Source organism: Actinoplanes sp. NBC_00393 (genome assembly GCF_036053395.1).
GTDB lineage: Bacteria > Actinomycetota > Actinomycetes > Mycobacteriales > Micromonosporaceae > Actinoplanes.
This window is the reverse complement of sequence record NZ_CP107942.1, coordinates 9,019,008-9,045,675: the sequence shown is the minus strand read 5'-3', so window position 1 is coordinate 9,045,675 and position 26,668 is coordinate 9,019,008. Positions and strand designations below refer to the sequence as shown.

Genomic DNA, 26,668 nt, shown 5'->3' with positions numbered 1-26,668 from the left:
TCGACAGGCCGCTCAGCGGATCAGGTGCGCGTTCGCTTCCATGGCCGGCCCGGCGAACTCCGGCAACTCGACGACCTCGATGCCCGCGCCGGTCAGCAGGGCGATGCCCTCGCAGGTGACGAAGATGTCCGGCTCGCGCCAGGCGATCACCACGCGCGGGATCCCGGCCGCGATGATCAGGCTCACACAGGTGGCGTGCGGCCGGCTGCTCCGCTTCGAGCACGGCTCCAGGGTGCTGTAGAGCGTGGCGTCGCGCAGCCGCTCGTCGCCGGCCACCTTGAGCAGGGCCGACTCCTCGGCATGCACGTACGGATCGGTGTCCCGCGAATACCCCGAGGCGATCTCCTCCCCGGAGGAGACGATCACCGCCCCGACAGCGAAGGCGGTCTCGGACCGGGGGCAGAGGTGGGTCAGTTCGACCGCACGCCGCATCCACCGCTCATCGTCCATGACCGGAAACGCTATCCCGGACCCGCCCGCCCAGGTGCGGGCGGGTTCAGAGCATCGAGACGTGTACGTGGTTGGTGTGCTCCGCGGCCGCCCCGCCGCTCGCGCTGTACGACCGCCAGCTGCCGCTCATCCAGATCTGCCGGTACCAGATGACATACATCACACCGAGCTCGTCGGCGTTCTTGACGAAGTAGGCGGCCAGCCGGTCGCCGTACGCCTTGTCCTCCCCGGTGGCCGCCGAGTTCTTGAACGTCCCGGTCGCCGACGAGAAGTCGCAGGCCCGGCCCTTGGGGTGTTCACCCGACGACCGCTGGCTCCAGCACACCGTGTACCGCTTGAAGCTGTCGGCCCGCGCCTGCTGGTAGGCGTGCAGCGTGCGCGGCGTGATGCACCCGCCGGAGGTCGGGTCCTTCACCGTGCAGGACTCCTTCGGCCAGGACCCGTCGGAGTTGCGCGGCGCCGGCTGGGCGGCCGGGGAGTTCGCCGAGATGAAGCCACCGGCCGCGCCGCCACCGACCTCGGCCAGCGCGATCTCCGCCTCGCGCTTCTTCCGGGCCATCACGTTGACCTGCCGCTTCTGCTCGACGATCTCGGCGTCCAGCGCGATCTGGGCCTGCTTGGCGGTGGCGATGTCGTCCTGGTACTCGGCGAGCGTGCCGCTGTCCACCTGGGCCAGCACGTCGAGGCTCTGCACCTTGTCGATGAAGTCGTCCGGGGAGGCGCTGTTGAGCAGCATCGTCACCGTGCTGATCCGGCCCATCTGGTACGACCGGTTCGCCACCTCGTTGACCTGCACGGTCAGCGCCTTGGCGCTCGCCTCGGACGACTTGAGGGTGAGCGCCAGCTGCTTCTGCCGCTTCTTCGAGGCGGCTAGCTTCGTCTTCGCCTGGTCGTAGCCCTTCGCGGCGGTCTCCAGCGCGGTGCGCAGCTTCTTCGAACCGCCCTCAGGGTCGTTCGGCGCCGCTGCGGCGGGGCTTCCGGGCACCATCGCGACGGCGACAGCGAGAAGCGCCAGCAGGGCGGTGAACCGGCGCGGGAGAGTGGCCGCCACGAATACCTCCAAGTCCTGAGCGCCGGTACTTTACCGTGTCGGACCTGGGTAAAGGGAGATCGTTCAGGTGGCCGAGTACCCACCGTCGACGAAGAGTGTCTGACCGGTTACCGCTTGCCCGGCGCCACTCGCCAGGAAAACCGCACATCCGGCGAAATCGCTCGGCAAACCATTGCGGCCGATCATCGTACGAGCAGCGTGCGCCGACACTTTCGTGGGATCGGTGAACACCGCCTCGGTCAGCGGCGTGTGCACCACCCCCGGGGCGACCGCGTTGCAGCAGACCCCCTGCCGCGACCAGGCCTCGGCTTGCGAGCGGGTCAGCCCGACGAGACCCGCCTTCGCCGCCCCGTAGGCGCCGCTGTTGCCGTAGGCCCGGAACGCCTGCTGCGAGACGACGTTGATGATCCGCCCCCAGCCGCGGCGGGCCATGGCCGGCCCGAACGCCTGCCCGAGCAGGAAGGGCGCGGTCAGGTTGGCGGCGAGCGTCACGTCCCAGTCGTTGTCGGTGAGCTCGTCGAGCGGCGGGCGCAGGTTCACCGCGGCCGAGTTGACCAGGATGTCGGGTTCCCCGTACCCCTCAATGATCTTTGTGGCGACGGCCTTGACGGCTGTGCGGTCCGCGAGGTCGGCGGAGATCGCGTCCGCCTCGGCGCCGTGCCCGCGCAGCTCGGCCACCACCTCGGCCATCGGCGCTTCGCGCCGGGCCACCACCACGATGCGCGCGCCGGCGCGCCCCAGCGCGACCGCCATCGCGCGCCCGATCCCGGAGCTGCCGCCGGTCACCACCGCGGTCCGCCCGCTCAACCCGAAAAGATCATCGAGGTACGAGGTCATGCTCGCACCTTAAGCGGGCGGCCCTTGCGGGAAGAGCGTGCCCTGTGCGGTGTGCCAGATCTCCTCGTTGGCGGCGACCAGCAGTCCGCGCTGGTGGTTCGTCGGCCGGTACTCGACGCCGTCCAGGTGGCGCACCACCCCGCCGGCCTCGCGGACGATCAGCGAGCCGGGCGTGTGGTCCCAGGGCAGGATCCGCCAGAACATCCCGAACTGCTGCTCGTCGGTGGCGATCGCCGGATACTCGTACCCCGCGCAGTGCTTGCCGGCGGTGAAACCGCCCAGGCCGGCGGCGTTCCTGCGCACCTCGGCGCCCAGGTCCTCGGGCAGGTATTTGTGCGAGACGACGCCGTACAGCCCCGCGGCGCCCGGATCGTCGGTCCGGGTCTTGACCCGGACCCCGTCCCGGTACGCGCCGGAGCCCGCCTCGGCGATCGTGAGGTGATCACCGACCACGTCGAGGATCCAGGCGGCCGCCTGTTCACCGTCGGTGACCAGGGCGACCATCACGCAGAACGGGGTCTTGCCGGCCGCGAAGTTGTTCGTGCCATCGACCGGGTCGACGATCCACACCGACCCGCCGGCGCCGATCCGGTCGCGCACGGCCGGGTCGGCCGCGACCGCCTCCTCGCCGACCACCACCGAGCCGGGCAGCAGCGCGGTGAGACCGCGGCTCAGTGCCCGCTCGGACTCCTGGTCGGCGATGGTGACCAGGTCACCGGGCGCCTTCTGCTGCACCTCGTCGTGGGCCAGCCGCTGGAACCGGGGCAGGACGATGGTCTGAGCTACCTCGCGGACGAGTTCGGCGACCTGATCAAGCACGCGGCGGCAACTTCACGACGCTGACGAAGAACTCGTCGATCTGGCGGATCACCGCGATGAACCGCTCGAAGTCGACCGGCTTGGTCACGTACGCGTTCGCGTGCAACTGGTAGCTGCGCAGGATGTCCTCGTCGGCCGAGGAGGTGGTGAGCACGACGACCGGGATCCGGCCCAGCTCGTCGTCCTTCTTGATCTCCTCGAGCACCTCCCGGCCGTCCCGCCGCGGCAGGTTCAGGTCGAGCAGGATCAGATCGGGGCGTACGGCGTTCGTGTACTGACCCTCGCGGCGCAGGTAGGCGAGCGCCTCCGCGCCGTCGGAGACGACGGTGAGCCGGTTGCGCACCTTGTGCTCCTCGAACGCCTCCTGCGTCATCAGGACGTCGCCCGGATCGTCCTCGACCAGCAGCACCTCGATCGGCGTCCCGTTCTCCCGGGTCACGCTCACGAGCTCATCACCTCTTCCCGTTGCTCTTCCACCGGCTCCGTGCCCGGCAGCACCGGCAGCGTGAAGTTGATCGAAGCGCCCTCGGGCACATCGACGTCGAGCCAGATCCGACCGCCATGGTATTCGACGATCTTCTTGACGATCGCCAGTCCGATGCCGGTGCCCTCGTACGCGTCCCGCGCGTGCAACCGCTGGAAGATGACGAAGACCTTGTCGGCGAACTCGGCCTCGATGCCGATGCCGTTGTCCCGGACGTTGATCCGCCATTCGCCGCCGTCCCGCTCCGCGGTGATCCGCACCACGGGCGGCACGTCCGGTCTGCGGAACTTGAGGGAGTTGCCGAGCAGGTTGACGAAGAGCGTGGTGAGCAGCGGCTCCTCACCCTCCACCGTGGGCAGTCCGGACCAGACGATCTCGGCGTCCTCCCCGGCCCGGGTCTCCAGCTGCGATTTCACGTCGCCGAGCACCTTGTTCAGGTCGACCTCGGTGAACCCGCTGGTGAGCCGGCCGATCCGGGAGAACGCCAGCAGGTCGTTGATCAACCGCTGCATGCGCTGGGCGCCGTCGACCGCGAACGCGATGTACTGGTCGGCGCGGTCGTCCATCTGGCCGGCGTAGCGCCGCTGCAGGAGCTGGCAGAAGCTGGCCACCTTGCGCAGCGGCTCCTGCAGGTCGTGCGAGGCGACGTAGGCGAACTGCTCGAGGTCGCGGTTGGACCGGGTGAGCTCCTCGGCCTGGGACTGGAGCTGCTGGTTCACCCACTCGACCTGGCCGCGCGCGCTGCGTACCTCGGCCAGCTCGCTGGCGATCTGCTGGCGCATCCGGTCCACGTCCTCGGCGAGCGCCACCAGGTCGGACGATCCGTGCGGGCTGACGATGTGCCGCTCGTAGTCACCGGCCGCCACCTGCCGGACCTGCCCCGCCAGGTCGATGATCGGCCGGTTCACCAACCGGTCGAGCAGGATCAGCAGGATCAGGCCGGCCACCATGATGATCGCCGCAGCCGCGATCTCGATCGCCACGAGCGTCTGGCTGGATTCCCGGGCGGCCTGCGCGGACTCGGCCCGCAGCACCCCGATGTGCTCCTGCATGACGGCGATCGCGGTCCGCACATCGTCGAACTCGCGGGTGTCGGCCGCCTCGACCAGCGCCTGCCCGGCGGCCGGCCCCTCGGCCCGCACAGCGGTCATCACCGGCTCCGCCACCTCGGCGCGCCACGTCGCGGTGCTGCTCATCACCGCTTCCAGGGCGGCTCGGATGTCGCCGTCCTCCGCGTTGAGCAGCCGCTCGATGCGGGCGACCTGTGCGTTTTCCTCGGCAAGCCCGTCCTGGTACGGCAGCAGGCTGGCCTCCCGCCCGGTGATGGCGAAGCCGCGGATACCGGTCTCCTGATTCACCAGCGCGGTGTTCAGGGTCTCGCCGGCGGCCCGCATCGGGGTGGCTCGGTCCAGGACATCGTCGAGCTGCCGGTTGTTCGCCGCGGCGGTGAACGCCGCCATCACACCCAACCCGCCGAGCAGCACGCCGACGGCGGTGCACAACGCAACGATCCGTCCGCGCAGCGTCCAGTCACTGACGTTGAACAGGTTCATCGGCCACCGCCCCGGGAGATCAGCAGCATCGCGACGTCGTCGGTGAGCGGGCCGCCGTTGTCCTGGTCGGCCCGGCCCACCAGCCACGCCGGAAGAGCCGGGATCGGTACGTCCCGCGCGGCCGGCTCGTCGAGCAGTTTGCAGAGCCCATCCACGTCGAGCCGCTCGCTGCCGGCACCGGTGTGGCCCTCGATCAATCCGTCGGTGTACATCAGCAGGGACCAGTCATGGCCGGTGAACTCCAACTCCGTCGCGGGTGTGGGAGCAGGACGTACCCCGAGGACGATTCCGGTACGCGCGGCGACGGGTGCCACCCTGCCCCCGGAGAGCACCACGGGGGGCGGGTGACCTGCCAGGCGTACGGTTGCACGGTTGCCCGGAAGATCGATGACCGCCGACGCGACCGTGGCGAACACCTCCCGCGCCCGCCGTTCCGACATCAGCACCTGCTCCAGCGAGGGCAGCACCTGCTCCTCCGGGACGCCGGCCAGCACCAGGGCCCGCCACGCCACCCGGAGCTCGACGCCCAGCGCGGCCTCGTCCACACCGTGTCCACAGACGTCGCCGACGATCACGTGCAGCCGGTCGTCGCCGACCTGCACCACGTCGTAGAAGTCGCCGCCGAGCAGGCCCATCGCCCGCCCGGACCGGTAGAACGGCTCGACCGCCACCTCGGTGGTCTGCATCAGCGGCTGGGGCAGCAGGCCACGCTCGAGGCGGGCCGACTCGGCCTGCCGCAGCTCCACCTCGCGCAGCAGCCGGGCGTTCTCGTCGGCCCGCTTGCGCTCCACCGCGTAACGCAGCGAGCGGATCAGCAACACGCCGTCGACCTGGCCCTTGACCAGGTAGTCCTGGGCGCCCTCGGCGACCGCCTGGACACCGAGGTGTTCGTCGGAGCGCCCGGTGAGCACACAGACCGCGGCACTGCCCGCGACCGAGAGCAGCTTGCGCAGCCCGTCGATGCCCTCCGCGTCCGGCAGGCCCAGGTCGAGCAGGATGCACTCGATGCCGGTCAGCAGGTCCTGCGCCTCCCGCAGACTGCTCGCCACGGTGAGATCGAACGGCGCCTCGGCCTCACTGAGCAGCTCGCGAACCAGGAAGGCGTCACCCTCGTCGTCCTCGACGAGCAGGATCCGCAATCTCTCCAGCTGGTTCGCCGCGTACCTGCGGGGCGCGAGCGACCGCTCCGTCATTCCGATTCCCCACTCGACGCATAGGTGACCCGCAAATCGTGTACCACTCGGCCCGGGTGCACAACTCCGGTCATCACCTCGTGACCTCGGCTCATCTCGGGCTCGAGGAGTCCGGGCCGGCATTGTCCGCCGCCACCCGCCGGGCATGATCGGCGATCACCTGGCCGAGGATGCCGTGCAGCCGCCCGCAGTCCCGGCAGTGCAGGTTCTCGTCCAGGTGGCGACCACCACACTCCACGCAGTTCCCGCGATCCTCCGGGTCCCGGTACGACGCGAGCGCGCGGCACATCGCCCGGATCACATGGTCACTCAGAGTGAATACGTCCTCGCCGAGCGCGGTGCGCACGCCGAGAACGGCCACCGGTGCGGCGTCCGGGGCCGGGTTGTACGGGGACACCGCGTCGATGAACTCCGCGATGACGGCAGCTGGGTCGAGCGGGGTAGTCACCCGGACCACGCTATGCCACACGGGAATTGATCTTCGGGGTACCCGCCGGGCCTGTCGGGCGCTTAGATGTCAACCATGCGTGACTACGCCCTGACCAGGCCGGCCCGCCGGGGTCTCGCCGCGGCCGCCGTGCTCGCCGTGCTGGCCCTGGCCGGCTTCGCCGCGGTGCGTGCCGTGCTGCCGCCGTCCGAGCGGCCGGCCTCCGCGCCGGCGACCGAGTTCAGCGCGGGCCGCGCCTTCACCGACGTGACTGCGATCGCCACCGCCCCGCATCCGGCCGGCAGCGCGGCCAACGACCGGGTCCGCGAGCACCTGGTGCAGAAGCTGAGCGGGCTCGGCCTGAGCCCGGAGGTCCAGGACACCGTCACCATCCAGGGCGGCCAGCTGTCGTCCAGCGCGGGCGGCACCGGGCTGGCCCGGGTGCAGAACGTGGTCACTCTGATTCCCGGCACCGCCTCCACCGGGCGGATCTTCCTGGTCGCGCACTACGACTCCGCGCAGGTCGGGCCGGGTGGCAACGACGACGCGGCGGGCACCGCCACGATCCTGGAGACGGCCCGTGCCCTGACCTCGGGCGACCGGCTCCGCAACGACGTGGTGCTGGTGCTGACCGACGCCGAGGAGGCCTGCCTCTGCGGGGCCAAGGCGTTCGTCGACCAGCATCCGCTCGCCCGCGACGGCGGGGTGGTGCTGAACTTCGAGGCGCGTGGCAGCAGCGGTCCGGCGATCATGTTCGAGACCTCGGACGGCAACGGGCGGCTGGTCGAGGCGTACGGGCAGGTGCCGTACCCGGTCGGCACGTCGTTCGCGGTCGAGATCTACCGGCTGCTGCCGAACGACACCGACTTCACCCCGTTCCTGGACGCCGAGCGGTTCTCCGGGATGAACTCGGCGTACATCGACGGGGCGGCGGTCTACCACGCGCCGACCGACACGCCCGAGGCGATGAACCGGGACAGCCTGCAGCACCACGGTGACAACGCGCTGGCTCTCACGCGGGAGCTCGGTGGGCTCGACCTGGCCGCTCTGGACAGCGGTGACGCCACCTACTTCCCGGCTGCCGGGTGGCTGGTGCGGTATCCGGGGGCGATGGTGTGGCCGCTGGCCGTACTGGCCCTGATCGCCGTCGCCGCGCTGGCCTGGCTGGTCCGGCGGCAGGGGCGCAGCAGCGGACGGCGGATGGTCGCGGCGGCCGGGCTCACCCTGGTCCCGATCATCGTGGCCCCGCTGCTGGCCCAGGGCCTGTGGATGCTGCTCACAGTGATCCGGCCGGAGTACGGCGGGATGCCGATCGACCCGTACCGTCCACTCTGGTACCGCCTCGCGGTGATCGCGCTCGCCGCCGCCACCGTCTTCGCCTGGTACGCCCTGCTGCGCCGCCGGATCGGCCCGGCCGCCCTGGCCGTCGCCGGGCTCGGCTGGCTGGCAGTCCTCGGCGCCGTGCTCGCCGGGTTCACCCCGGGCGGCGCGTACCTGGCCACCCTGCCCGCCCTGGCCGGCGCGATCGCCGGCCTGATCGCGATCCACGTCCCGGACAGCGTCGCGGTGGCCGTGCTCGCCGTCGGCGCCGCCGTCGCGGTCGTGATCCTGCTCCCGACGATCTGGATGCTGTTCCCCGCGCTGGGCATGCCGATGGCCGGCGTCGGCGCGTTCCTCACCGTGCTGCTCGCGCTGGCCCTGCTGCCGGTCGTCGATCTGATCCATCCGGCGGCCGGCGGTGCACGCGGGATGGAAGCGCTGCGGGCCCGCCGGCTCGGCGCTGTGCCAACCCTGACCGCCGCGCTAGCCGTGGTGGTGTGCACCGCGACCGGACTCGCCGTCGACCGGTTCGACGCCGAACACCCGTCGCTGACCCACCTGATGTACGCGCTCGACGCCGACAACGGCACCGCACGCTGGCTGAGCGAGGAGACCGATCCGCAGGAGTGGACCAGCCAGTTCGTCTCCGGCGAGCCCGCCGCGGTCACCGACTCGCTGCCGGCCTTCGGCGGCGAGGCGCTGCGCAGCGGCCCGGCGCCCGCCGCCGCCCTGCCCGCCCCGAATCTCACCCTGGTGACGGACACCCGTTCCGGTGACAGCCGGACGCTGCGGCTCCGGCTCGCGCCGCAACGGACGGCCCGGTTCGTCACCCTGCACGTGGCCGAGGGGACCGAGGTGACCGCGGCGACGATCGGGGGCCGGCCGATCACGCCGGCCGGCGCGGCCGGCGGCGGGTGGGGCTTCGGTTTCGTCTTCCACGCGCCGCCGGCTGGCGGCATCGAGGTGGATCTGACCGTACGCGGCACCGAGCCGGTCCGCTTCCGGGTGATGGACGCCAGCGACGACGTCAGCACGGTTCCCGGCTTCAAGCCCCGCCCCGCTGCGGTCGGGGTGCTCGGTTCGCACAGCAGCGAGATGGTGGCGGTCGCGAAAAGCTACTCTCTGTGATGACCTCGTCGATCGGGTCAGCGGCCGCGACCGCGCCGACCGGTAGGCGCGTCGTGCCGGAAGTGCACGAACAGCCGCCCCCAGTTGTCGCCGTCCTTCTCGACCCGGTGATAGAGCTGCTTGATCTCTTTCTGGTCGAGGAAGCGGATCACCTTCTTCTTCAGGGCGCCGCTGCCCTTGCCCGGGATGATCTCGACGAGGGACGCCTTCTTCTGGATGGCCTCGTCGATGATCCCGCGCAGGGCGCGATCGATCTCGTGCCCCTTGTTGAAGATGTCGTGCAGGTCCAGCTTCAGCTTCACGATCGTGAACCCTACGCTTCGCTGTTCTTGCCGAGCCAGGTCTCGACCCGGCGCAGGGCCTCCTGATAGTCGGGCTGATCCTTCATCGCGGCGGCCAGGCGCAGGTGCGGCAGCGCCTCACGGAACCGGCCGGCCCGCTCCAGGGTCCGGCCGAGCACGTGGTGCGCGTAGTGATCCGACGGATCATGCTCGATGAGCGCCCTGAGCTGGGTCTCCGCCCCGTTCAGCTGCGCCGAGTTGAAATACGCCCGGGCCAGCAGCTGGCGGACCGCCGTGTTGTGCGGCTCGGCCTCGACTATCGGCTCCAGCAAGCGGGCGGCGCCGAGTGGGTCGCCGGACTCGAAGAAGAAGGTGGCCCTGCGGTATTCCTCGAGAAGATCCACGTTCGCACTCCCCACGCTCGCGTCGCCGATCTCAACGCTCGCACAACAACGAGCCAACAGCGAGTGTTCCTGCCCCTCAGCGTCGGAGTAGCAGCAGAGCGAGGCCGCCGGTCAGCAGATAACCGCCGACCGCGGCCAGCAGCATCGGGCTGGCCCCTCCACCGGGGAGTTCGGAAGCGTCGGGCTGTGCCGCCGCGGGATCCGGGAACAGGGCGATGATGAGGAAGGTGAGTGCGGACAACACCGCCGGGAGTCTTCGCACCCGTACATCATGCGCCTTTTGTCGGATTTGGGCGGTATGCCACACCGGCGAAAGGCTCATGGTCATCGGCCGCCGTGCCGAATAGTCGACAGACACAGCTGGTACACAGGAAACGGAAAGCCGGCGCAGAGCGACGCCCAGCAGAGTAAGGGCATGACGATGGCGAACGCAGACTCCAGCACCGAACTCCGGCGTCCGGACGGGACCCCGGTAAGGGTGCTCGTGGTGGACGACGAGCCCACCCTCGCGGAGCTGCTCTCGATGGCGCTCCGCTACGAGGGCTGGGACGTCCGCAGTGCGGGCGACGGGATGACCGCGGTGCGCACCGCCCGCGACTTCCGGCCGGACGCCGTCGTCCTGGACATGATGCTGCCCGACATCGACGGGCTCGAGGTGCTGCGCCGGCTGCGCGGCGAGACGCCCGAGGTCCCAGTGCTCTTCCTGACCGCCAAGGACTCGGTCGAGGACCGGATCACCGGCCTGACCGCCGGTGGCGACGACTACGTGACCAAGCCGTTCAGCCTGGAAGAGGTGGTGGCCCGGCTGCGCGGTCTGATGCGCCGGATGGGGCACGCGCCGATGCGCTCCGATTCCCAGCTGGTGGTCGGCGACCTGACCCTGGACGAGGACTCGCACGAGGTACGCCGGGGCGGTGACCTGGTCACCCTGACCGCGACCGAGTTCGAGCTGCTGCGCTACCTCATGCGCAACCCGCGCCGGGTGCTGAGCAAGCCGCAGATCCTGGACCGGGTGTGGAACTACGACTTCGGTGGGCAGGCCAACGTGGTCGAGCTGTACATCTCGTACCTGCGGAAGAAGATCGACGCCGGCCGGGCGCCGATGATCCACACCATGCGCGGCGCGGGCTACGTGCTCAAGCCGGCTGACTGAGATGGGCCCTGCCGCCACGACCCGGAACCGTCCCGCCCGCTGGCGCAGCCCGGCGGGCTGGTCGCTGCGCACCCGGCTGGTCGCCATCATGATCGCCCTGCTGTCGGTGCTGGGTCTGGTGGTCGGTAGCACCGCGGAGCTGTATCTCTACGACTCGTTGCACGCCCAGATCGACGACGATTTGAAAGAGATGTCGAATCGGCTCCGGAACTTCCCGAACGGCGGCAAGGGTCTGCCCGGGCCCGGAACCCAGCCCTCGCCGTCCGAGACGAACGGCTACAAGAAGCCGCCGGGCGGTAGCCAGGAAAACTCGATCATCGTTTCGGTCGCCGCGGACGGAACCACCGAGGGCGGCATCGTCCGTTTCGCTGCCTCCGCCACGGAGGACAACAAGTTCACCGAACTCTCCGACTCCGCGATCACCACGCTGAAGAACGAGGTGCCGCAGAACGGCGAAGCCATCGATGTGGATCTCGGCGGGGACCTGCCCGAGTACCGGATCATGGCCCAGGTCAGGTCGGACGGCGAGATCCAGTACATCGGCCTGTCGTTGGAACGGGTCAACGACACCCTGCTCACCGTCGCCGGCTTCACCGGGTGCGTGATTGCCGGGTCGCTGCTGATCGCCGGCTGGGGTGGGGCGCTCATCGTCCGCCGTACCCTCAAGCCTCTTGATCGTGTCGCTGCCACCGCGACCCGCGTCTCCGAGCTCAAGCTCGACCGCGGCGAGGTGCAGCTCATGCAGCGCGTGCCCGAGGTCTACACCGACCCGCGCACCGAGGTCGGTCAGGTGGGCGCCGCGCTGAACCGCATGCTCGACCATGTCGGCAACGCGCTGGAAGCGCGGCACGCCAGCGAGATGCAGGTACGCCAATTCGTCGCCGACGCCAGCCACGAGCTGCGGACCCCGCTCGCCGCGATCCGCGGGTACGCCGAACTCAGCCGCCGCAGCCGCCAGGTCATCCCGGACGAGATCGCGCACGTGCTGACCCGAGTCGAGTCCGAGGCGAAACGGATGACCGCCCTGGTCGAGGACCTGCTGCTGCTCGCCCGCCTGGACGCCGGCCGGCCGCTGGCCCAGGACCCGGTCGACCTGACCATGCTGGCCGTGGACGCGGTCAGTGACGCGCACGCCGCCGGACCGCGCCATTTCTGGCAGCTGGATCTGCCGGACGAGCCGGTGTCGGTGATCGGCGACGGCGCCCGGCTGCACCAGGTGGTGGCGAACCTGCTGGCCAACGCGCGGACGCACACGCCGGAAGGTTCGACCGTGACCGTGAAGGTCGGCGCCGTGCCGGATGCCGCCGTGATCCAGGTGATCGACGACGGTCCGGGCATCCAGCCGGACCTGGCCCCGCGCATCTTCGAACGGTTCGCCCGGGGTGACAGCTCACGCTCGCGGGCGGCCGGCAGCACCGGCCTGGGCCTCTCGATCGTGCACGCGGTGGTCACCTCGCACCGCGGCAAGGTCGGCGTGCAGAGCCGGCCGGGGCGGACCGTCTTCACGGTGATGCTGCCCCTCGTCCCAACAGCTGAACAAAGTCCGCAAGCTTTACACCATGTGGCGTGAGGCGGCTATGCTGGCGGGCGTGTCTCAGACGTGGTCGTTTTATTGGTTTACGAGGCCGGCTCGCGCCGGTGCCTCGGCCATGACCGCATGACCTGAGACACCCCGCCAGAGCCGGCTGAGGCAGCGACGACGTCGCTGCCTTTTTGTTTGCGACGAGCAAGCCGGCTCTCGCCTCGGGCAGCGCCGGCGAAGGAGAGTAAAGCCATGACTGCCCCCGAGGTTCAGCGCGTCCGCGACCAGCGCATCGAGAAGGTCGTCCCGCTGATGAGCCCGGCGCTGCTGCACCACGAGCTGCCGCTCACCTCTGAGCTCCACGACACCGTGCTGGCCGGCCGTAAGCAGGTCGAGGACGTGCTGAACGGCCGAGATCAGCGGCTGATCACGGTCGTCGGCCCGTGTTCGGTGCACGACGTCGCGGCGGCCGGCGAGTACGCCTCGCTGCTGCAGAAGGAAGCCGAGCGGCTCAGCGACGACCTGCTGATCGTGATGCGGGTGTACTTCGAGAAGCCGCGTTCCACGGTCGGCTGGAAGGGTCTGATCATGGACCCGGCCCTGGACGGCACCGGTGACGTCGGCACCGGCCTGCGGGTCGCCCGCAAGTTGCTGCTAGAGGTGCTGGGGCGGGGTCTGCCGGTGGCGGTCGAGTTCCTCGACCCGATCACCCCGCAGTACATTGCGGACACTGTGGCGTGGGGTGCGATCGGTGCGCGTACGGTCGAGTCGCAGGTGCACCGCCAGCTCGCCTCCGGCCTGTCGATGCCGATCGGCATGAAGAACCGCCCTGACGGCAGCGTCTCCACCGCGGTCGACGCGATCCAGGCCGCCGCGGTGCCGCACGTCTTCCCGGGGATCGACTACTCCGGCACCCCGGCGATCCTGCACACCGCCGGCAACCCGGACTGCCACCTGGTGCTGCGCGGCGGTGGCGGTAAGCCGAACTACAGCGCCGAGGACGTCTCGTCGGCTCTCGCGTTGCTGCGCAAGGCGGGCGAGGTCGAGCGGCTGGTCATCGACTGCTCACACGGCAACAGCAACAAGGATCACCTGCGGCAGCCGATCGTCGCCGAGGACGTGGCCCAGCAGCTCGAGGCCGGGCAGCGCGGGATCAGCGGCGTGATGCTGGAGAGTTTCCTGCAGCCGGGCCGGCAGAACCTGGGCGGTTCGCTGGTCTACGGGCAGTCGGTGACCGACGCCTGCATGGGCTGGGACGCGACCGTCAGCGTGCTGGAGCGACTCGCCGCAGCTTCGGCGAAGCGCCGCACCGTCTGACCGGTTTGCCAGGGGCGGTCCCGGTTCACAGGGGCCGCCCAGCAGGGGCACAAGGATGCGACAGAGGGTCGGCCGATCGTTTCAGGCATGACCTTGTTGCTGCCGGAGGCGCCCACCGCCGACGACGTTCCGGCGACCCGCGACCGTTCCGAGGCACGGTGGGTCCGCCCCTCCCTGTACGCCCTCCTGCTGCTGACTGCCGTCCTCTACCTCTGGGGACTCGGCGAGTCCGGCTGGGCCAACGCGTTCTACTCCGCCGCGGCGCAGGCCGGATCGGAGAGCTGGAAGGCGTTCTTCTACGGCTCGTCCGACGCCGCCAATGCCATCACCGTCGACAAGACGCCCGCCTCGCTCTGGATCATGGCGCTCTCGGTGCGGATCTTCGGGCTCAGCTCGTGGAGCATCCTGGTCCCCCAGGCGCTGCTCGGCGTCGCCACCACCGGCCTGCTCTACGCGACCGTCCGGCGCGCGTTCGGCCCGGCCGCCGGCCTGCTCGCCGGCGCGGTCTCCGCGCTCACCCCGGTGGCCGTACTGATGTTCCGCTTCAACAACCCGGACGCCCTGCTGGTCCTGCTCATGGTGGCGGGCGCCTACGCGACCCTGCGCGCCGTCGAGAACGGCGCCACCAAGTGGATCGTGCTGGCCGGCGTCTTCCTCGGATTCGGCTTCCTCACCAAGATGCTGCAGGCCCTGCTCGTGGTGCCGGCCTTCGGCCTGGCCTACCTGATCGCCGGGCCGCCGAAGCTCGGCCGGCGCATCCTTCAGCTGCTGCTCGCCCTCGGCGCGCTGGTGGTCTCGGCCGGCTGGTACATCGCCGTCGTCGAACTCGTCCCGGAGTCGGCCCGGCCGTACATCGGCGGCTCGCAGAACAACAGCCTGCTGGAACTCACCCTGGGCTACAACGGGCTGGGCCGGCTCAACGGTGAGGAGACCGGCAGCGTCGGCTCCACCACGAGCCGGTGGGGTGAGGCGACCTGGACCCGGCTCTTCGACAGCGCGCAAGGTGGGCAGATCTCCTGGCTGCTGCCGGCCGCACTGATCGTCCTCGCCGCCGGCCTCGTGATCACGGCACGGCGTGCGCGTACCGACCTGCAACGTGCCGGACTGATCCTCTGGGGCGGCTGGCTGCTGATCACCGGACTGGTCTTCAGCTTCATGCAGGGGATCTTCCACGCCTATTACACGGTCGCACTGGCGCCGGCGGTGGGCGCGGTCGTCGCGATGGGTGCGGCACTGCTCTGGAAGCACCGCAGCAACATCTTCGCCTCGCTCACGCTGGGGGCGGCGATCGCGGTGAGTGCCTGGTGGTCGTACACGCTGCTGGGACGCAGCGCCGACTTCGTGCCCTGGCTGCGCCTTCCGGTCCTGGTGATCGGCCTGCTGGCGGCGGTCGCGGTGGTGGCGACGTTCCGCCAGGCGCAGCGGTTGGCCCTGGTGGGTGCCGCGGTCGCGCTGGGCGCGACTCTGGCAGGACCGGCGGCGTACGCGCTACAGACTGCTTCCTCGCCACACACCGGATCGATCCCGTCCGCCGGCCCGTCGGTGTCCAACGGTTCCGGGTCCGGTCCGGGCGGGGGCGGCCGCGGCGGCGCTCCGGGCGGCGGCTTCCCCGGCGGCGGAACCGGTGGCACCCGGGGCGGCGGCGCTCCCGGCGGCTTCCCCGACGGCGGAACCGGCGGGGCCAGTGGCAGCACGTTCCCGGGCGGCACCTCCCCAGGCGGCTCTTCTTCGAGCCGCGGCGGCGGGGTTCGCGGCGGCGGCATGGGCGGCCTGCTCAACGCGGCTGAGGTCAGCGACGAGATGAAGGCGCTGCTCGAGCAGGACGCCGACCAGTACACCTGGGTGGCCGCCGCGGTCGGCTCGCAGAGCGCGTCCGGCTATCAGCTGGCCACCGAAGAACCGGTGATGGCGGTCGGCGGTTTCAACGGCACCGACCCGTCACCGACTCTCGCGCAATTCCAGGAATACGTCGCGAACGGCGAGATCCACTACTTCATCGGCGGTGGCAGCTTCGCCCGCGGCGGCGGTAACGGCGGAAGCAATTACAGCTCGCAGATCAGTGAATGGGTGGCCGCCAATTTCACCGCGAAGACCGTCGGCAACACCACCGTCTACGATCTCACCGCCCCGACCACCACCACGAACTGACAACCCGGATACCCGCCGCCCCGCGTCGACAGCGCGGGGCGGCGGTGGTTTTGACGGCTGGTTAGCAGCCGGGTGCGGGGCCGACGGCGGGGTGCGCCGGGCCTGGTCGCGCAGCGTGCCGGGCGGTAGCCGCCGCAGGCGGGGTACCCGGCTGCTGCGTTTGTCCAGCCACTAGGCGTACCCACGAATTTGCCTCTAAGAATGCCCACAGCCTTCCCCTAAATGGCGCAAAGGCCGGCCACGGACCTTTGTCGCATGAGCCTTTCGACGCTGCCTTCGCAGGATGCCGGACCGCGCCCCGTCAGCGCGCCGGTTCTCGATGTGGTGATCCCGGTCTACAACGAGGAGACGGATCTGGAGCCGTGCGTGCGCCGGCTGCACGGATATCTGGCCGAGAGTTTCCCCTACCGTTTCCGGATAACGATCGCCGACAATGCCAGCGTCGACGCCACCCCGACGGTCGCGCGGATGCTGGCGGACCGGTATCCGGAGGTGGCGTCGGTGCGTCTGGCCGAGAAGGGCCGGGGCCGGGCACTGAAGCATGTGTGGTCACAATCGGACGCCGCCGTGCTGGCCTACATGGATGTAGATCTGTCGACCGACCTGGGTGCGCTACTGCCGTTGGTGGCGCCGCTGATCTCCGGGCACTCCGACCTGGCGATCGGATCCCGGCTGGCGCGCGGCTCCCGGGTGGTGCGGGGCGCGAAGCGGGAGTTCATCTCGCGCAGTTACAACCTGCTACTACGCGGCACCCTGGCGGCCCGGTTCTCCGACGCGCAGTGCGGCTTCAAGGCGATCCGCGCGGAGGTGGCCGCCCGGCTGCTGCCGGTGGTCGAGGACACCGCCTGGTTCTTCGACACCGAGATGCTGATCATCGCGGAGCGCGCCGGCCTGCGGATTCACGAGGTGCCGGTGGACTGGGTGGACGATCCGGACAGCCGGGTCGACATCGCGGCGACAGCGATGGCCGATCTCAAAGGGATCGCGCGGATCACCCGAGGCTTGAGCACAGGGCGCATTCCCCTGACTGCACTACGTGAGCAACTCGGACGGAACCCGCTCCCGGTCGACGGCGTTCCGGCCGGGCTGACCGGTCAGTTGATCCGATTTGCCGGAGTCGGCATCGCCAGCACGCTCGCCTACTTGGTGCTCTATGCCCTGCTCCGGGCTGGTTTGGGACCACAATGGGCAAATCTGACCGCGCTGCTGGTCACCGCGGTGGCGAACACCGCCGCCAACCGCCGGTTCACCTTCGGGGTACGCGGTGCCGGCGGCGCATGGCGACACCAGGCACAGGGCCTCACCGTGTTCGCTATCGGACTTGCCCTGACCAGCGGCTCACTCGCCCTGCTGCACGCGGTGACCGCGACGCCGTCCCGGCCGGCCGAACTGGCGATCCTGGTGCTCGCCAACCTGTTGGCAACCGCCATGCGGTTCCTCATGTTGCGCGCCTGGGTCTTCCGCTCCTGATCGGATTCATGTCGAATCGCGTCATCGCGTGGCGACTCCGCCCGTTGTACCCGTTGCGGGGGACCGCCCTCTCCCGCCGGGTTCGGATCGGGCGGGAAAATCGGCACACGCAGGCGTATCACAAATGCAATTCAGAGGTAACAATGGGCCTGTGATCGAGATCGCTCTCGCTCGATCCACGTGGTACGGCCAGCTTTGCTTCACCGGCGCGGCGGACCGGAGGGTGGCGACATGCTCAGCAAAGAGGACAACCGGCGACTGGCACAGCTCGAACGCCAGCTGCAACGGGACGATCCCGACTTCTGCGCGCGGATGGGTGGCGGCAATTTCAGCGTCTCCACGACCACCCGGCCTGCTCTGCCGCTGTTCATCACCGCTGCCGTGATCGCGGTCGCCGCCGTCCTGCTGGGCCTGGCCGGCTGGTGGATCGCCGCCGGCGTGGTCGCCGTCTGGGCGGCCGTCACCACCACCGCCGCGGGTTTCCGGATCCGAAAGGCCCGCAACCGGCCGCGAACCTGACGTCCCTCACCTCCGGGGCGGTCTGACCGATTGACCAGGACGGCATCGTTCCCGTCCTGGAGGATTCAGTGGCAACCCTGTTGTACCGGCTCGGCCGGTTCTCGTTCCGGCAACGCCGGTTGACCCTGGCGGTCTGGGTCACCGTGCTCGCCCTGTTCGGGATCGGGGCCGCCACCCTGTCCGGACCCACCAGCGGCGCGTTCTCGATTCCGGGCACGGAGTCGTCGCGCGCCATGGAGGTGCTCGAGGAGAAGTTCGGCGGCGGTTCGGACACGGCCTCGGCGAAGGTGGTCTTCACCTCCCCGGGCGACACCAAGCTGACCGGCGCCGAGCAGAAGGCCGCGATCGAGACCGCGATCGCGGAGCTGGCCAAGGCCCCACAGGTCGCCTCGGTGGCGAGCCCGTTCGAGACGCAGACGATCTCGCAGGACCAGCAGACCGCGTACGCCACCGTCACCTACTCGGTCGCCGCGACCGACGTGACCACCGACGCCCGCAAGGCGATGATGGCCGCGGCCGACTCCGCCAAGTCGGCCGGGCTGGGCGTCGAGTTCTCCGGTGAGGTGACGCAGACCGTCGAGCAGAGCCACGCCGCCGAGGCGATCGGCATCGTGGTGGCCGCGTTCGTCCTGATCATCACGTTCGGTTCGCTGGTCGCCGCCGGGTTGCCGCTGCTCACCGCCCTGATCGGGGTCGGCATCGGGATGCTCGGCATCCAGGTCGCCACCGGCTTCTTCGACCTGTCGTCCTCGACCTCCGCTCTGGCCACCATGCTCGGCCTGGCGGTCGGCATCGACTACGCGCTGTTCGTCGTCTCGCGGTACCGCCACGAGCTCGCCGCGGGCCACGAGCAGGAGGAAGCGGCCGGCCGGGCGGTCGGCACCGCCGGTTCCGCCGTCGTCTTCGCCGGCCTCACCGTGATCATCGCGCTGGCCGCGCTGAGCGTCACCGGCATCCCGTTCCTCACCGCGATGGGCGTCGCCGCCGCCGGCACGGTCGCCGTCGCGGTCGTGATCACGCTCAGCCTGGTCCCCGCGATCCTCGGCTTCGCCGGCCGCCGGATCCTCCCCCGCCGGCGTTCGACCGCCGGCCAGAGCCCGGCGACGGTTCCATTCGGTGAGCGCTGGGCCCGCAACGTCGTACGGCATCGCTGGCCGGCTCTGCTGGTGTCGCTCGGTCTCATCGCCGTGGTGGCGGTTCCGGCGCTCGACCTGCGCCTGGCCCTGCCCGACGACAGCACCGCCTCGGTGGAGTCCACCCAGCGCAAGGCGTACGACCAGCTCGCCGAAGGCTTCGGCGCCGGCTTCAACGGCCCGCTCGTGGTGGTCCTCCCGGCCGCCGGCGCGGAACAGGCCCAGCAGGTCATCGGCAAGATGAACGACGTCGCCATGGTCACCCCGCCGACCGTCAACCCGGCCGGCGACACCGCGATGCTGACCGTCATCCCGGCCTCCGCGCCGACCAGCGAAGCGACCAAGGACCTCGTGCACACGATTCGCGATGCCGAGATCCCCGGCCTCGCGGTGACCGGCACCACCGCCGTCAACATCGACATCTCGGAGAAGCTCACCGCCGCGCTGATCCCGTACCTCGCGATTGTTGTCGGCCTCGCGTTCGTGCTGCTCATGCTGGTCTTCCGCAGCATCCTGGTGCCACTCAAGGCGACCGTCGGCTTCCTGCTCAGCGTGGCCGCCGCGTTCGGCGCACTAGTCGCGGTCTTCCAGAACGGCCACCTCGCCGGCCTGATCGGCCTGGAGTCGACCGGCCCGATCGTCAGCGTCATGCCGATCTTCCTGATCGGGATCCTGTTCGGCCTGGCCATGGACTACGAGGTCTTCCTGGTCACGCGTACCCGCGAGGACTTCGTGCACGGCGCGGGACCGAACGACGCGATCATCAGCGGCATGAAGCACGGCGCCCGGGTGGTCACCGCAGCCGCGCTGATCATGATGAGCGTCTTCGCCGGGTTCATCCTGGCCGACGACACGATCATCAAGTCGCTCGGCTTCGCCCTGGCGTTCGGGGTCGCGGTGGACGCGTTCCTCGTACGGATGACCATCGTCCCCGCCGTGATGTCGCTGCTCGGCCGCTCGGCCTGGTGGCTGCCGCGCTGGCTGGACCGGATCCTGCCCAATGTGGACGTCGAGGGTGAGCAGTTGACCCGGCAGCTGGCTGCCGAGCCGGTCGAGGCCGCCGAGCGGGAGAAGCTGCCCGCCGCGGCATGAAACAGCAGGAAGGCCCCCGCCGAGACGGCGGGGGCCTTCACTGTTCGGGTCGGGCCTACTTGACGATCTTCGTCGTGTAGAGCTTGGTCAGGGAGGTGTTACCCGCCTTGTCCTCAGCCCGGTAGCTGATCTTCAGGGTGCCCTTCTCGACACCGGGGAGCCCGAAGGCCCACGCGCCCTTCGCGTCCGGAGCCACCGAGAACACCCCGGCCTTGGCCTTGGCGTCCCGCTCCGAGGTGGCCTTCGCCCACTTGCCGCCGGCGAAGTAGTACCACTTACCGGACCGCTCCTGGATCACCTGCGCCTCGACGGTGGCGACGCCGGCGCCGAGGTCGTAGGACGTACCGGTCACGGTCCGCCAGGAGGACGCCAGGTTCTCCTGCTTCGGCTCGGTCAGGCGCACGTCCGGACCGAAGAGGTCCATCAGCACGGTGACCACGCCCACCGTGACGGTCTTGCCGGCCCCGGCCGGGTTCACCGGGGTGACCTTGACCTGGAAGAAGCCGGGCTTGGCGTACGCGTGCGACACCGCTGCGCTGTTCGCCGGCGAGGTCGTCGTGACCCCGTCACCCCAGTTGACCTTGAGCTCGGTGGCGCCGGTCAGCCCGGTGACGGTGATATCGGTCGACTCGGTCTCCCAGATCACCTTCGGGTTGAGGGTGAACTTGCCGGCCTGAGCCGCCACCACCACGGTCGACGCGCCCTCGAACGTCGCGGCGCCGCTGTTGCCCGCCGCGTCGGTCAGGGTCACCGCGACCTGGTAGCTGCCGGCCGCGGCGTAGGCGTGCGTCGCCGTGGTCGCGCCGGCCGCCAGGGTCTGCGGCGCGCTGCCGTCGCCCCAGTTGATCACCCGGGTGGTGGTGTCCTCAGCGACGGCCTTCTGGGTGAGCGTCACCGACTGGCCCGGCCAGAGTGCCGCCGTGTTGAGGGTGTAGGTGCCGGTCGGCGCGGTGGTGTCCTCGACACCGGGGGTGCTGCGCGGCGTGGCGTCCGCGGTGACCGGCGAGTGCTCGGCGAAGTAGTTGACCAGCATGGTGAGGTCGTTGTCGCCGGTCGTCACCTTGTTCGTGCCCTTGCCCAGGGTGGCGAAGTTGTCACCGCCGGAGGCGAGGAACGAGTTCGACGTGACCCGGTACGAGCCGTCCGGGTCCATGGTGACCCCGTTCAGCTTGAGCGACGACGCGATGATCTTCGAGCCGCGCGGCTTGCTCGCGTCGTAGGAGTAGGTCAGGCCCTTCGACGAGCCCAGGTGCAGCACCGGCCGGGAGGCCCCGTCCGGCTGCCACTGCTCCTCCAGCACCTGCTTGATCTGGCTGCCCTTGAGGGTCTGGGTCACCACGTCGTTCGAGAACGGCTGGACGGCGAAGGCCTCCGAGTAGGTGACCACACCGTCCGGGGCGTAGGTCAGGTCGGCACGCAGGCCACCCGGGTTCATGAAGGCGATCTGTGCGCCACCACGACCCGCGTCGGCGGTCTGGTCGAGCTGAACGTCAGCGATGAAGTTGCCGAGCACCGACTCCGAACCACGGTCCTCAGCGCCGGCCGCGGTGTAGGCCCGCTTGATGTCGCCGGTGATCTTGCCGAGCTCCGCCTTGCCGAGCTCGGTCGCGGTCACCTTCGCCTTCGCCACGATGTCGGCGACCGCCTGGTTCGACGGGTAGCCGGTGACGTTGAGCAGCTCGGCGGTCGAGCCGGTCACCGACTTGGTGGCCGGGTCGTAGGTCAGCACCGACTTGCCCAGCTTCAGGCCGTAGTCGCCGGCCTGGATCACCGGACGGGTCTTGTCGGTTCCGGGGACCGGGACCTGGAAGGCGTACGGCTGGTGGGTGTGACCGCTGAAGATGGCGTCGATCTCGGCGCTCACCCGGGTGAAGTCGCCGAACACCGGGTCGGCCGCCAGCGCCGCCGCGGAGGTGATGTTCTCGGTCGCCGCGCCCTCGTGGGCGAGCAGCACCAGCACGTCGGCCTCACCGTTGGCCTCGTTGCCGTCGGAGAGCTGCGCCGCGAGGGTGTTGGTCTCGGCGATCGGGTCGCGGAACTCGACACCGGCGATGCCGTCCGGGCTGACCAGCGAAGCGGTCTGCTCGGTCACCACACCGATGTAGCCGACCTTGACGCCGCCCAGGGTCTGCACGTCGTAGCCGGGCAGCACCCGTTCGCCGTTCTTGTAGACGTTGGCGGCCAGGTACGGGAAGTCCGCCCGGGTCTCGACCCGGCCCAGCAGGTCGGCGAGGCCCTTGTCGAACTCGTGGTTGCCGACCGCGGAGACGGCCAGGTCACCCGCGTTCAGCACGTCGATCGTCGGGTTGTCGTTGTCGATCGCGGAGATGAACGTCGACGCGCCGATGTTGTCACCGGCCGAGATCCAGGCGGTGTTCGGGTTGGCGGCCCGCAGCTGGTCGACCATGCCGACGAGCTGGGCGGCGCCGCCGTTGCCGGTGGTCGGCGACTCGAGCCGGCCGTGGAAGTCGTTGATGCTGAGCAGCTGCAGGTCGACCGGGCCGGCAGCGCCGGTCTTCAGCCCGACCACGACGGGATCGTGGTCGCTGGACCGGTACGCGTTGTCGGAGTAGAACGGCCCGTAACCGTCGTACTGGTAGGCGAACGACTCGACCGAGTTGATGTTCCAGATGTCGACGCCGGTGACCCGCTCGGCCAGCGCCGGAGTCGCCAGCGCGTGGTCCAGCGAACCGGTCTCGCCGCCGAAGACGTACGAGTACTGGCCCGGCTTGTGCAGGTTGCTGAAGCCCTTGCCGTACAGCACCTGCAGCGGGTCCTCCTGGGAGTACGAGTTGAAGTCGCCCAGCAGGATCACCTCGTCGGTGCCGAGGCCCGCGACGAAGCCGGCCAGCGCGTTCGCCTGGCGGACCCGGTCGCCGTTGTAGGCGCCCTGCCCGTCCCCGGTGTCCACGTTGTCACCGGTCGGGGTCACCGAGGTGCTCTTCGACTTGAAGTGGTTGGCAACCACCGCGAAGTCCGTCGCACCGGCGGTGAAGATCTGCGCGATCGGCTCGCGGGCGTTGCCCCAGACCGTCTCGTCGTTCACCGACTTCGACGCGCCCTTCGGCGTCACCGCGGCCGGCTTGAAGATGATCGCGCTGGTGATGTAGTCCTGCTCGGTCGCGCCCGGCAGCTCGGCCGGCGACCGGACGTAGTCCCAGGTGCCCGCACCGTCGACCGCGTTGAGCTCGCCCACCAGCGTCTTCAGCGCCAGTTGCGGGTCGTTGTCCTCGAAGCGGACCGAGTTCTCGATCTCCATGAGCGCGATCACGTCGGCGTCCAGGGCGGTGATCGCCGAGACGATCTTCGCTTCCTGCTTCTCCTTCGCCGCCTCGTCGGTCGCGCCACGCGCCTCGCCACCGAAGTGGACGAAGTAGTTCAGCACGTTGAAGCTGGCGACGCGGATGTCGCCGCCGACGTTGTCAGGCGCTGCCGTACGCGGGTTGCTGTCCTTGAAGGTGCTCAGCTGCGCGGTCGGGGAAACCGGCTGCAGACGCCACTCGCTGAAGCCGAAGCTCAGCACGCTCGGGCCGAACGTCTCCACCACGTCGCCCACCCGGACCGGGTCGTCCTTGGTCAGGTACGGCGGGGCCAGGTTCGCCGTGGCGAGGTTGGTGGTCCGGGCGTCGTCGATCAGGATGCGGCCGGCCTTGTTGGCGGCCTTCACCTGGTTCGCGGCGTCCGTGCCGGGCCGGGCGACATCGGTCGGGATCCGGGCCGGGGTGTCACCGGCGGCCAGGATGATCTCGCCGTACCGGTTGGTGTTGTAGACGTCCGACACCGAGTAGGCGCCGACCGGAGCGACCAGCATGCCCTCGGCTGACTCACGTGCCGCGTCGTCGAGCGGCAGGGCGAGCGGAACCGGGTTGGGCAGAGCGGTGCCGGTCGCGCAGACCTGCACGTCGGCCTTGGCGCCGATGGTGATCTGGGTGAGCGCGTTGTACTCGCTGACCGTACCGGTCACCCGGACCAGGTCGCCGAGAGCGACCGTCGGGTGGTTGGCAGCGGTCGAGGTCAGGTAGACGAAGATGCCGTCGGACGCGGTGCCCGCGGCGACCGGACGGTCCGCGCCGCTGCCGGCCGTCTGGATGTAGACGCCGTTGTAGCCGCCGGTCCGGTGGTCGGCGGTGACGACACCCTCGACGGTGACCGTGGAACCGGCCAGGCCGGTGGCCGCGCCGGTGCCCTGCACCTGCGCGATCGTGTGGGTCACGTCAGTGGTGCAGCCGGTGCCCGGCTCCTCGGGCTCCTCCGGCTCCTCAACCTTGGTGTTCACGGCGCCGAAGCTGCTCGCCGCGGCCGCCTGCCAGGCGCTGCCGATCTTCTGCAGCGAGTGACCGGCCGGCGTCGCCTCGGACTCGGAGACTCCGATGTCGACACCCGTGGTGCCCGCCGCCGGGCCGTTGGTCGCGGCGAACGTACCCTCGTACGTGAGGAACTCCGCCACCGTGCCGTCCGGCTTCACCAGCGCGACCCCGTCGGGGGCGCCGTTCTGGATGCCGGAGTAGGACTGGACGACCACACCGGCGGCCGGCACCACGCCATTGAGCGTGGAGGTTCCGTAGCTCTGCCCGTTGGACCCGTTGTAGTAGACGAGCTGCCAGCCGGTCAGGTCGAACCCGACCGGCGCCTCGACCTCGACGGACTCGCCGCTGTCGGCGCCGGTGTTGTCATAGTGCAGTTCGCTGATGAACGGGCTGTCCGCTGCCGCTACGGCCGGACCGGCGAGAGTGAGACCGAGCGCGGTGGCTACGGCGGTGGCGCCCAGTGCACGCAACCCGGGACGGGTCGTCAGTGCTGAGCGGGACCGCGCGGCCGAACCCACGCTGCGTATGTATGGACGCATCGAGGTAGGTCCTCCGAACGAAGTTGATCCGCCGGAGCGTAGGTAAGCCGGATGACGATCAATTCTCGGGAAGGTAACGGAAACGCATTGGTCTTCGTAAGATCAGCCGTTTTCCGGCCATCCATTGTTCGCTTTTGTACGGTACCCGGAAATGACGACGCCACCCGGGCCTCCGCATCGGAGACCCAGGTGGCGTTCGGTGACCGTCGGTCAGGTGCCGCGGATCGTGAAGGTCGCGGAAATGGTGCCCACCGCCCGGTTGTCACCCGGCACGTACACCCGGTACGAGTAGGTGGCCTTACCCGGCGGGGTCGCGGCGAGCGTGTAGCGCCCACTGTCGCGCAGCTTGGTGGTGCTCACCTTGCGCCAGGTCTTGTCCGGGTACAGCCGGTGCAGCTGAAGGACCTTGCCCTTCTCCACGGGACTGACACTGCCGTTGATGGCGACGGTCGTGCCGGCCTTGGCCGTCTTGGCAGCCGGAACCACGCTGACCTTGTAGCGCTCGGTGCGGACGTGACCGCCGTCGGACGCGATGATCGTCATCGGGTACGGCATCGTGGGCTGATTGACCCCCGGAATCCAGGCGCATTGCAGCCACTGGGCCCGATCGGCACTGAGGGTCCGCTGATACGTCCCGTCAGCGCGTGTCCGCACCGACTGCTCAGCGCCCGGCTCCACGCAACCGTTGTCGAAGCTGAGTTTGATCAGCAGGTTGGGCCACGGCTTGCCGGTGGTGGTGTTCACCACCCGGATCTTCTGGGTGACCGACTTCCCCTTCGGCAGCGGCTCCGGGGAGAAGGTCATGTCGAGCGCCGGGCGGTTGGAACTCGTCACCTGCACGCTGGGCGTGTCGACGAGCGTCCGCGGATCGCCCTCCAGCTCGTTGGTAAAGGTCCGGTCCACGGCGTAGATGCCGATGGGCTCGATCTTTCCGCTCCAGGCGGAGGTGACCGGGATGGAACCGGTCCAAATCCCGTCCTGCTCGGTGCCTTCCGCAAGCCGCAGCAGGACAAAGCTGTTCGGCGCGGCGTTGAATTTGAGCCAGGGCGATGCCAGTTCCTGGCTCGCCAGGTATTCGCGGGGCTCGACCCCGGTCTCGTCAGTCAACCGGACCCGCACTCCCACGAACTTCGTCTGGATGCCCGAAACGGCCACCGCCGACGTCGTGAAAGTGATCGAGTGAAGTTGTGGCGGCGCGGTGTCCGCGGCCGAAGCGGCCTGAGCCGGCGCGGCGGAAATGAGCGATAGCATGAGGACGGCGGCTATCGGCGCGACGCGTGACGTACGCATGCCGGTCACTGTACGGGCCGCTGTCCTGCCGGGTCGCCCCAATGCTTGAGCTGGCCGGTTTTCGGGATACGCCGATTCCGGTTGCGGCCGGTAAGCGCGGATTCGACCCCCGCCCGGACCGCCCCTGCCTCCCGATTTAGTGCCGACAACTATCGGGTTGCACAAGTGATCTTCGATGCCTTTGGATTCTCCTCGGTGGACAGACCATCCACGAAAGAACATGGGGGAAGA

21 protein-coding genes are annotated in these 26,668 nt (G+C 69.6%); 8 read left to right on the top strand and 13 right to left on the bottom strand.

Annotated elements, in window-relative coordinates:
• Positions 1 to 12 precede the first annotated feature (12 nt).
• The 8 genes from OHA21_RS41870 to OHA21_RS41835 form a co-directional block, all read right to left on the bottom strand.
• Complete coding sequence (locus tag OHA21_RS41870) at positions 13 to 450, bottom strand: deaminase (protein WP_328464822.1); 438 nt, start codon at positions 448 to 450, stop codon at positions 13 to 15.
• Between the two features lie 46 nt (positions 451 to 496).
• Positions 497 to 1,501 carry a coiled-coil domain-containing protein gene (locus tag OHA21_RS41865; protein ID WP_328464820.1) on the bottom strand — a complete coding sequence of 335 codons (1,005 nt, stop codon included), beginning with the start codon at positions 1,499 to 1,501 and terminating at the stop codon, positions 497 to 499.
• A 63-nt stretch (positions 1,502 to 1,564) separates the two neighbouring features.
• Complete coding sequence (locus tag OHA21_RS41860) at positions 1,565 to 2,338, bottom strand: SDR family NAD(P)-dependent oxidoreductase (RefSeq protein ID WP_328464818.1); 774 nt, start codon at positions 2,336 to 2,338, stop codon at positions 1,565 to 1,567.
• A gap of 9 nt (positions 2,339 to 2,347) precedes the next feature.
• Entirely contained in the window at positions 2,348 to 3,157 is an 810-nt protein-coding gene (locus OHA21_RS41855; protein WP_328464816.1) for an inositol monophosphatase family protein, read from the bottom strand.
• A complete protein-coding gene (locus tag OHA21_RS41850; protein ID WP_328464814.1) occupies positions 3,150 to 3,602 on the bottom strand; it encodes a response regulator in 453 nt (150 codons plus the stop codon). Before OHA21_RS41850 ends, OHA21_RS41855 begins: the two co-directional genes overlap by 8 nt.
• A complete protein-coding gene (locus OHA21_RS41845; RefSeq protein WP_328464811.1) occupies positions 3,599 to 5,194 on the bottom strand; it encodes a sensor histidine kinase in 1,596 nt (531 codons plus the stop codon). Before OHA21_RS41845 ends, OHA21_RS41850 begins: the two co-directional genes overlap by 4 nt.
• A complete protein-coding gene (locus OHA21_RS41840) occupies positions 5,191 to 6,387 on the bottom strand; it encodes a PP2C family protein-serine/threonine phosphatase (RefSeq protein ID WP_328464809.1) in 1,197 nt (398 codons plus the stop codon). Before OHA21_RS41840 ends, OHA21_RS41845 begins: the two co-directional genes overlap by 4 nt.
• Positions 6,388 to 6,478: 91 nt before the next feature.
• The gene (locus tag OHA21_RS41835) at positions 6,479 to 6,835 is read right to left on the bottom strand and encodes a hypothetical protein (protein ID WP_328464807.1); all 357 of its coding nucleotides are present in this window, start codon (positions 6,833 to 6,835) and stop codon (positions 6,479 to 6,481) included.
• A gap of 75 nt (positions 6,836 to 6,910) precedes the next feature.
• Here OHA21_RS41835 and OHA21_RS41830 point away from each other — a divergent pair, with 75 nt between their 5' ends.
• Positions 6,911 to 9,262, top strand: a complete 2,352-nt coding sequence (locus OHA21_RS41830; RefSeq protein WP_328464805.1) for a M28 family peptidase — start codon at positions 6,911 to 6,913, stop codon at positions 9,260 to 9,262.
• Positions 9,263 to 9,279: 17 nt separating this feature from the next.
• Here OHA21_RS41830 and OHA21_RS41825 read toward each other — a convergent pair whose 3' ends face one another.
• From OHA21_RS41825 to OHA21_RS41815, 3 genes are all read right to left on the bottom strand, one after another.
• On the bottom strand, positions 9,280 to 9,564 hold the full coding sequence (locus tag OHA21_RS41825; protein ID WP_328464804.1) for a Smr/MutS family protein: 285 nt from the start codon (positions 9,562 to 9,564) through the stop codon (positions 9,280 to 9,282).
• Between the two features lie 11 nt (positions 9,565 to 9,575).
• Complete coding sequence (locus OHA21_RS41820; protein ID WP_328464803.1) at positions 9,576 to 9,947, bottom strand: tetratricopeptide repeat protein; 372 nt, start codon at positions 9,945 to 9,947, stop codon at positions 9,576 to 9,578.
• A gap of 76 nt (positions 9,948 to 10,023) precedes the next feature.
• Positions 10,024 to 10,209: a hypothetical protein gene (locus tag OHA21_RS41815; protein WP_328464802.1), complete on the bottom strand. Its 186-nt coding sequence runs from the start codon at positions 10,207 to 10,209 to the stop codon at positions 10,024 to 10,026.
• A gap of 153 nt (positions 10,210 to 10,362) precedes the next feature.
• Here OHA21_RS41815 and OHA21_RS41810 point away from each other — a divergent pair, with 153 nt between their 5' ends.
• The 7 genes from OHA21_RS41810 to OHA21_RS41780 all read left to right on the top strand — a co-directional run bounded on the left by OHA21_RS41810 (position 10,363) and on the right by OHA21_RS41780 (position 20,301).
• Positions 10,363 to 11,100, top strand: coding sequence for a response regulator transcription factor (locus OHA21_RS41810; protein ID WP_328464801.1), 738 nt, complete (start codon positions 10,363 to 10,365; stop codon positions 11,098 to 11,100).
• Between the two features lies 1 nt (position 11,101).
• The gene (locus OHA21_RS41805; RefSeq protein ID WP_328464800.1) at positions 11,102 to 12,670 is read left to right on the top strand and encodes a sensor histidine kinase; all 1,569 of its coding nucleotides are present in this window, start codon (positions 11,102 to 11,104) and stop codon (positions 12,668 to 12,670) included.
• A 204-nt stretch (positions 12,671 to 12,874) separates the two neighbouring features.
• Positions 12,875 to 13,939 (top strand): 3-deoxy-7-phosphoheptulonate synthase, encoded by a 1,065-nt coding sequence (locus tag OHA21_RS41800; RefSeq protein ID WP_328464798.1) that lies wholly within the window; start codon positions 12,875 to 12,877, stop codon positions 13,937 to 13,939.
• A gap of 87 nt (positions 13,940 to 14,026) precedes the next feature.
• Entirely contained in the window at positions 14,027 to 16,087 is a 2,061-nt protein-coding gene (locus tag OHA21_RS41795) for a glycosyltransferase family 39 protein (RefSeq protein WP_328464796.1), read from the top strand.
• Positions 16,088 to 16,342: 255 nt separating this feature from the next.
• The gene (locus OHA21_RS41790) at positions 16,343 to 17,557 is read left to right on the top strand and encodes a bifunctional glycosyltransferase family 2/GtrA family protein (protein WP_328464794.1); all 1,215 of its coding nucleotides are present in this window, start codon (positions 16,343 to 16,345) and stop codon (positions 17,555 to 17,557) included.
• 231 nt (positions 17,558 to 17,788) lie between these two features.
• A complete protein-coding gene (locus OHA21_RS41785; RefSeq protein WP_328464792.1) occupies positions 17,789 to 18,076 on the top strand; it encodes a DUF3040 domain-containing protein in 288 nt (95 codons plus the stop codon).
• Between the two features lie 68 nt (positions 18,077 to 18,144).
• Entirely contained in the window at positions 18,145 to 20,301 is a 2,157-nt protein-coding gene (locus OHA21_RS41780; protein ID WP_328464790.1) for an MMPL family transporter, read from the top strand.
• A gap of 55 nt (positions 20,302 to 20,356) precedes the next feature.
• On the opposite strand, the gene OHA21_RS41775 is transcribed toward OHA21_RS41780, so the two are convergent.
• Positions 20,357 to 25,147 (bottom strand): ExeM/NucH family extracellular endonuclease, encoded by a 4,791-nt coding sequence (locus OHA21_RS41775; protein WP_328464788.1) that lies wholly within the window; start codon positions 25,145 to 25,147, stop codon positions 20,357 to 20,359.
• A gap of 210 nt (positions 25,148 to 25,357) precedes the next feature.
• A complete protein-coding gene (locus tag OHA21_RS41770; protein ID WP_328464786.1) occupies positions 25,358 to 26,659 on the bottom strand; it encodes a hypothetical protein in 1,302 nt (433 codons plus the stop codon).
• Between the last annotated feature and the right edge of the window lie 9 nt (positions 26,660 to 26,668).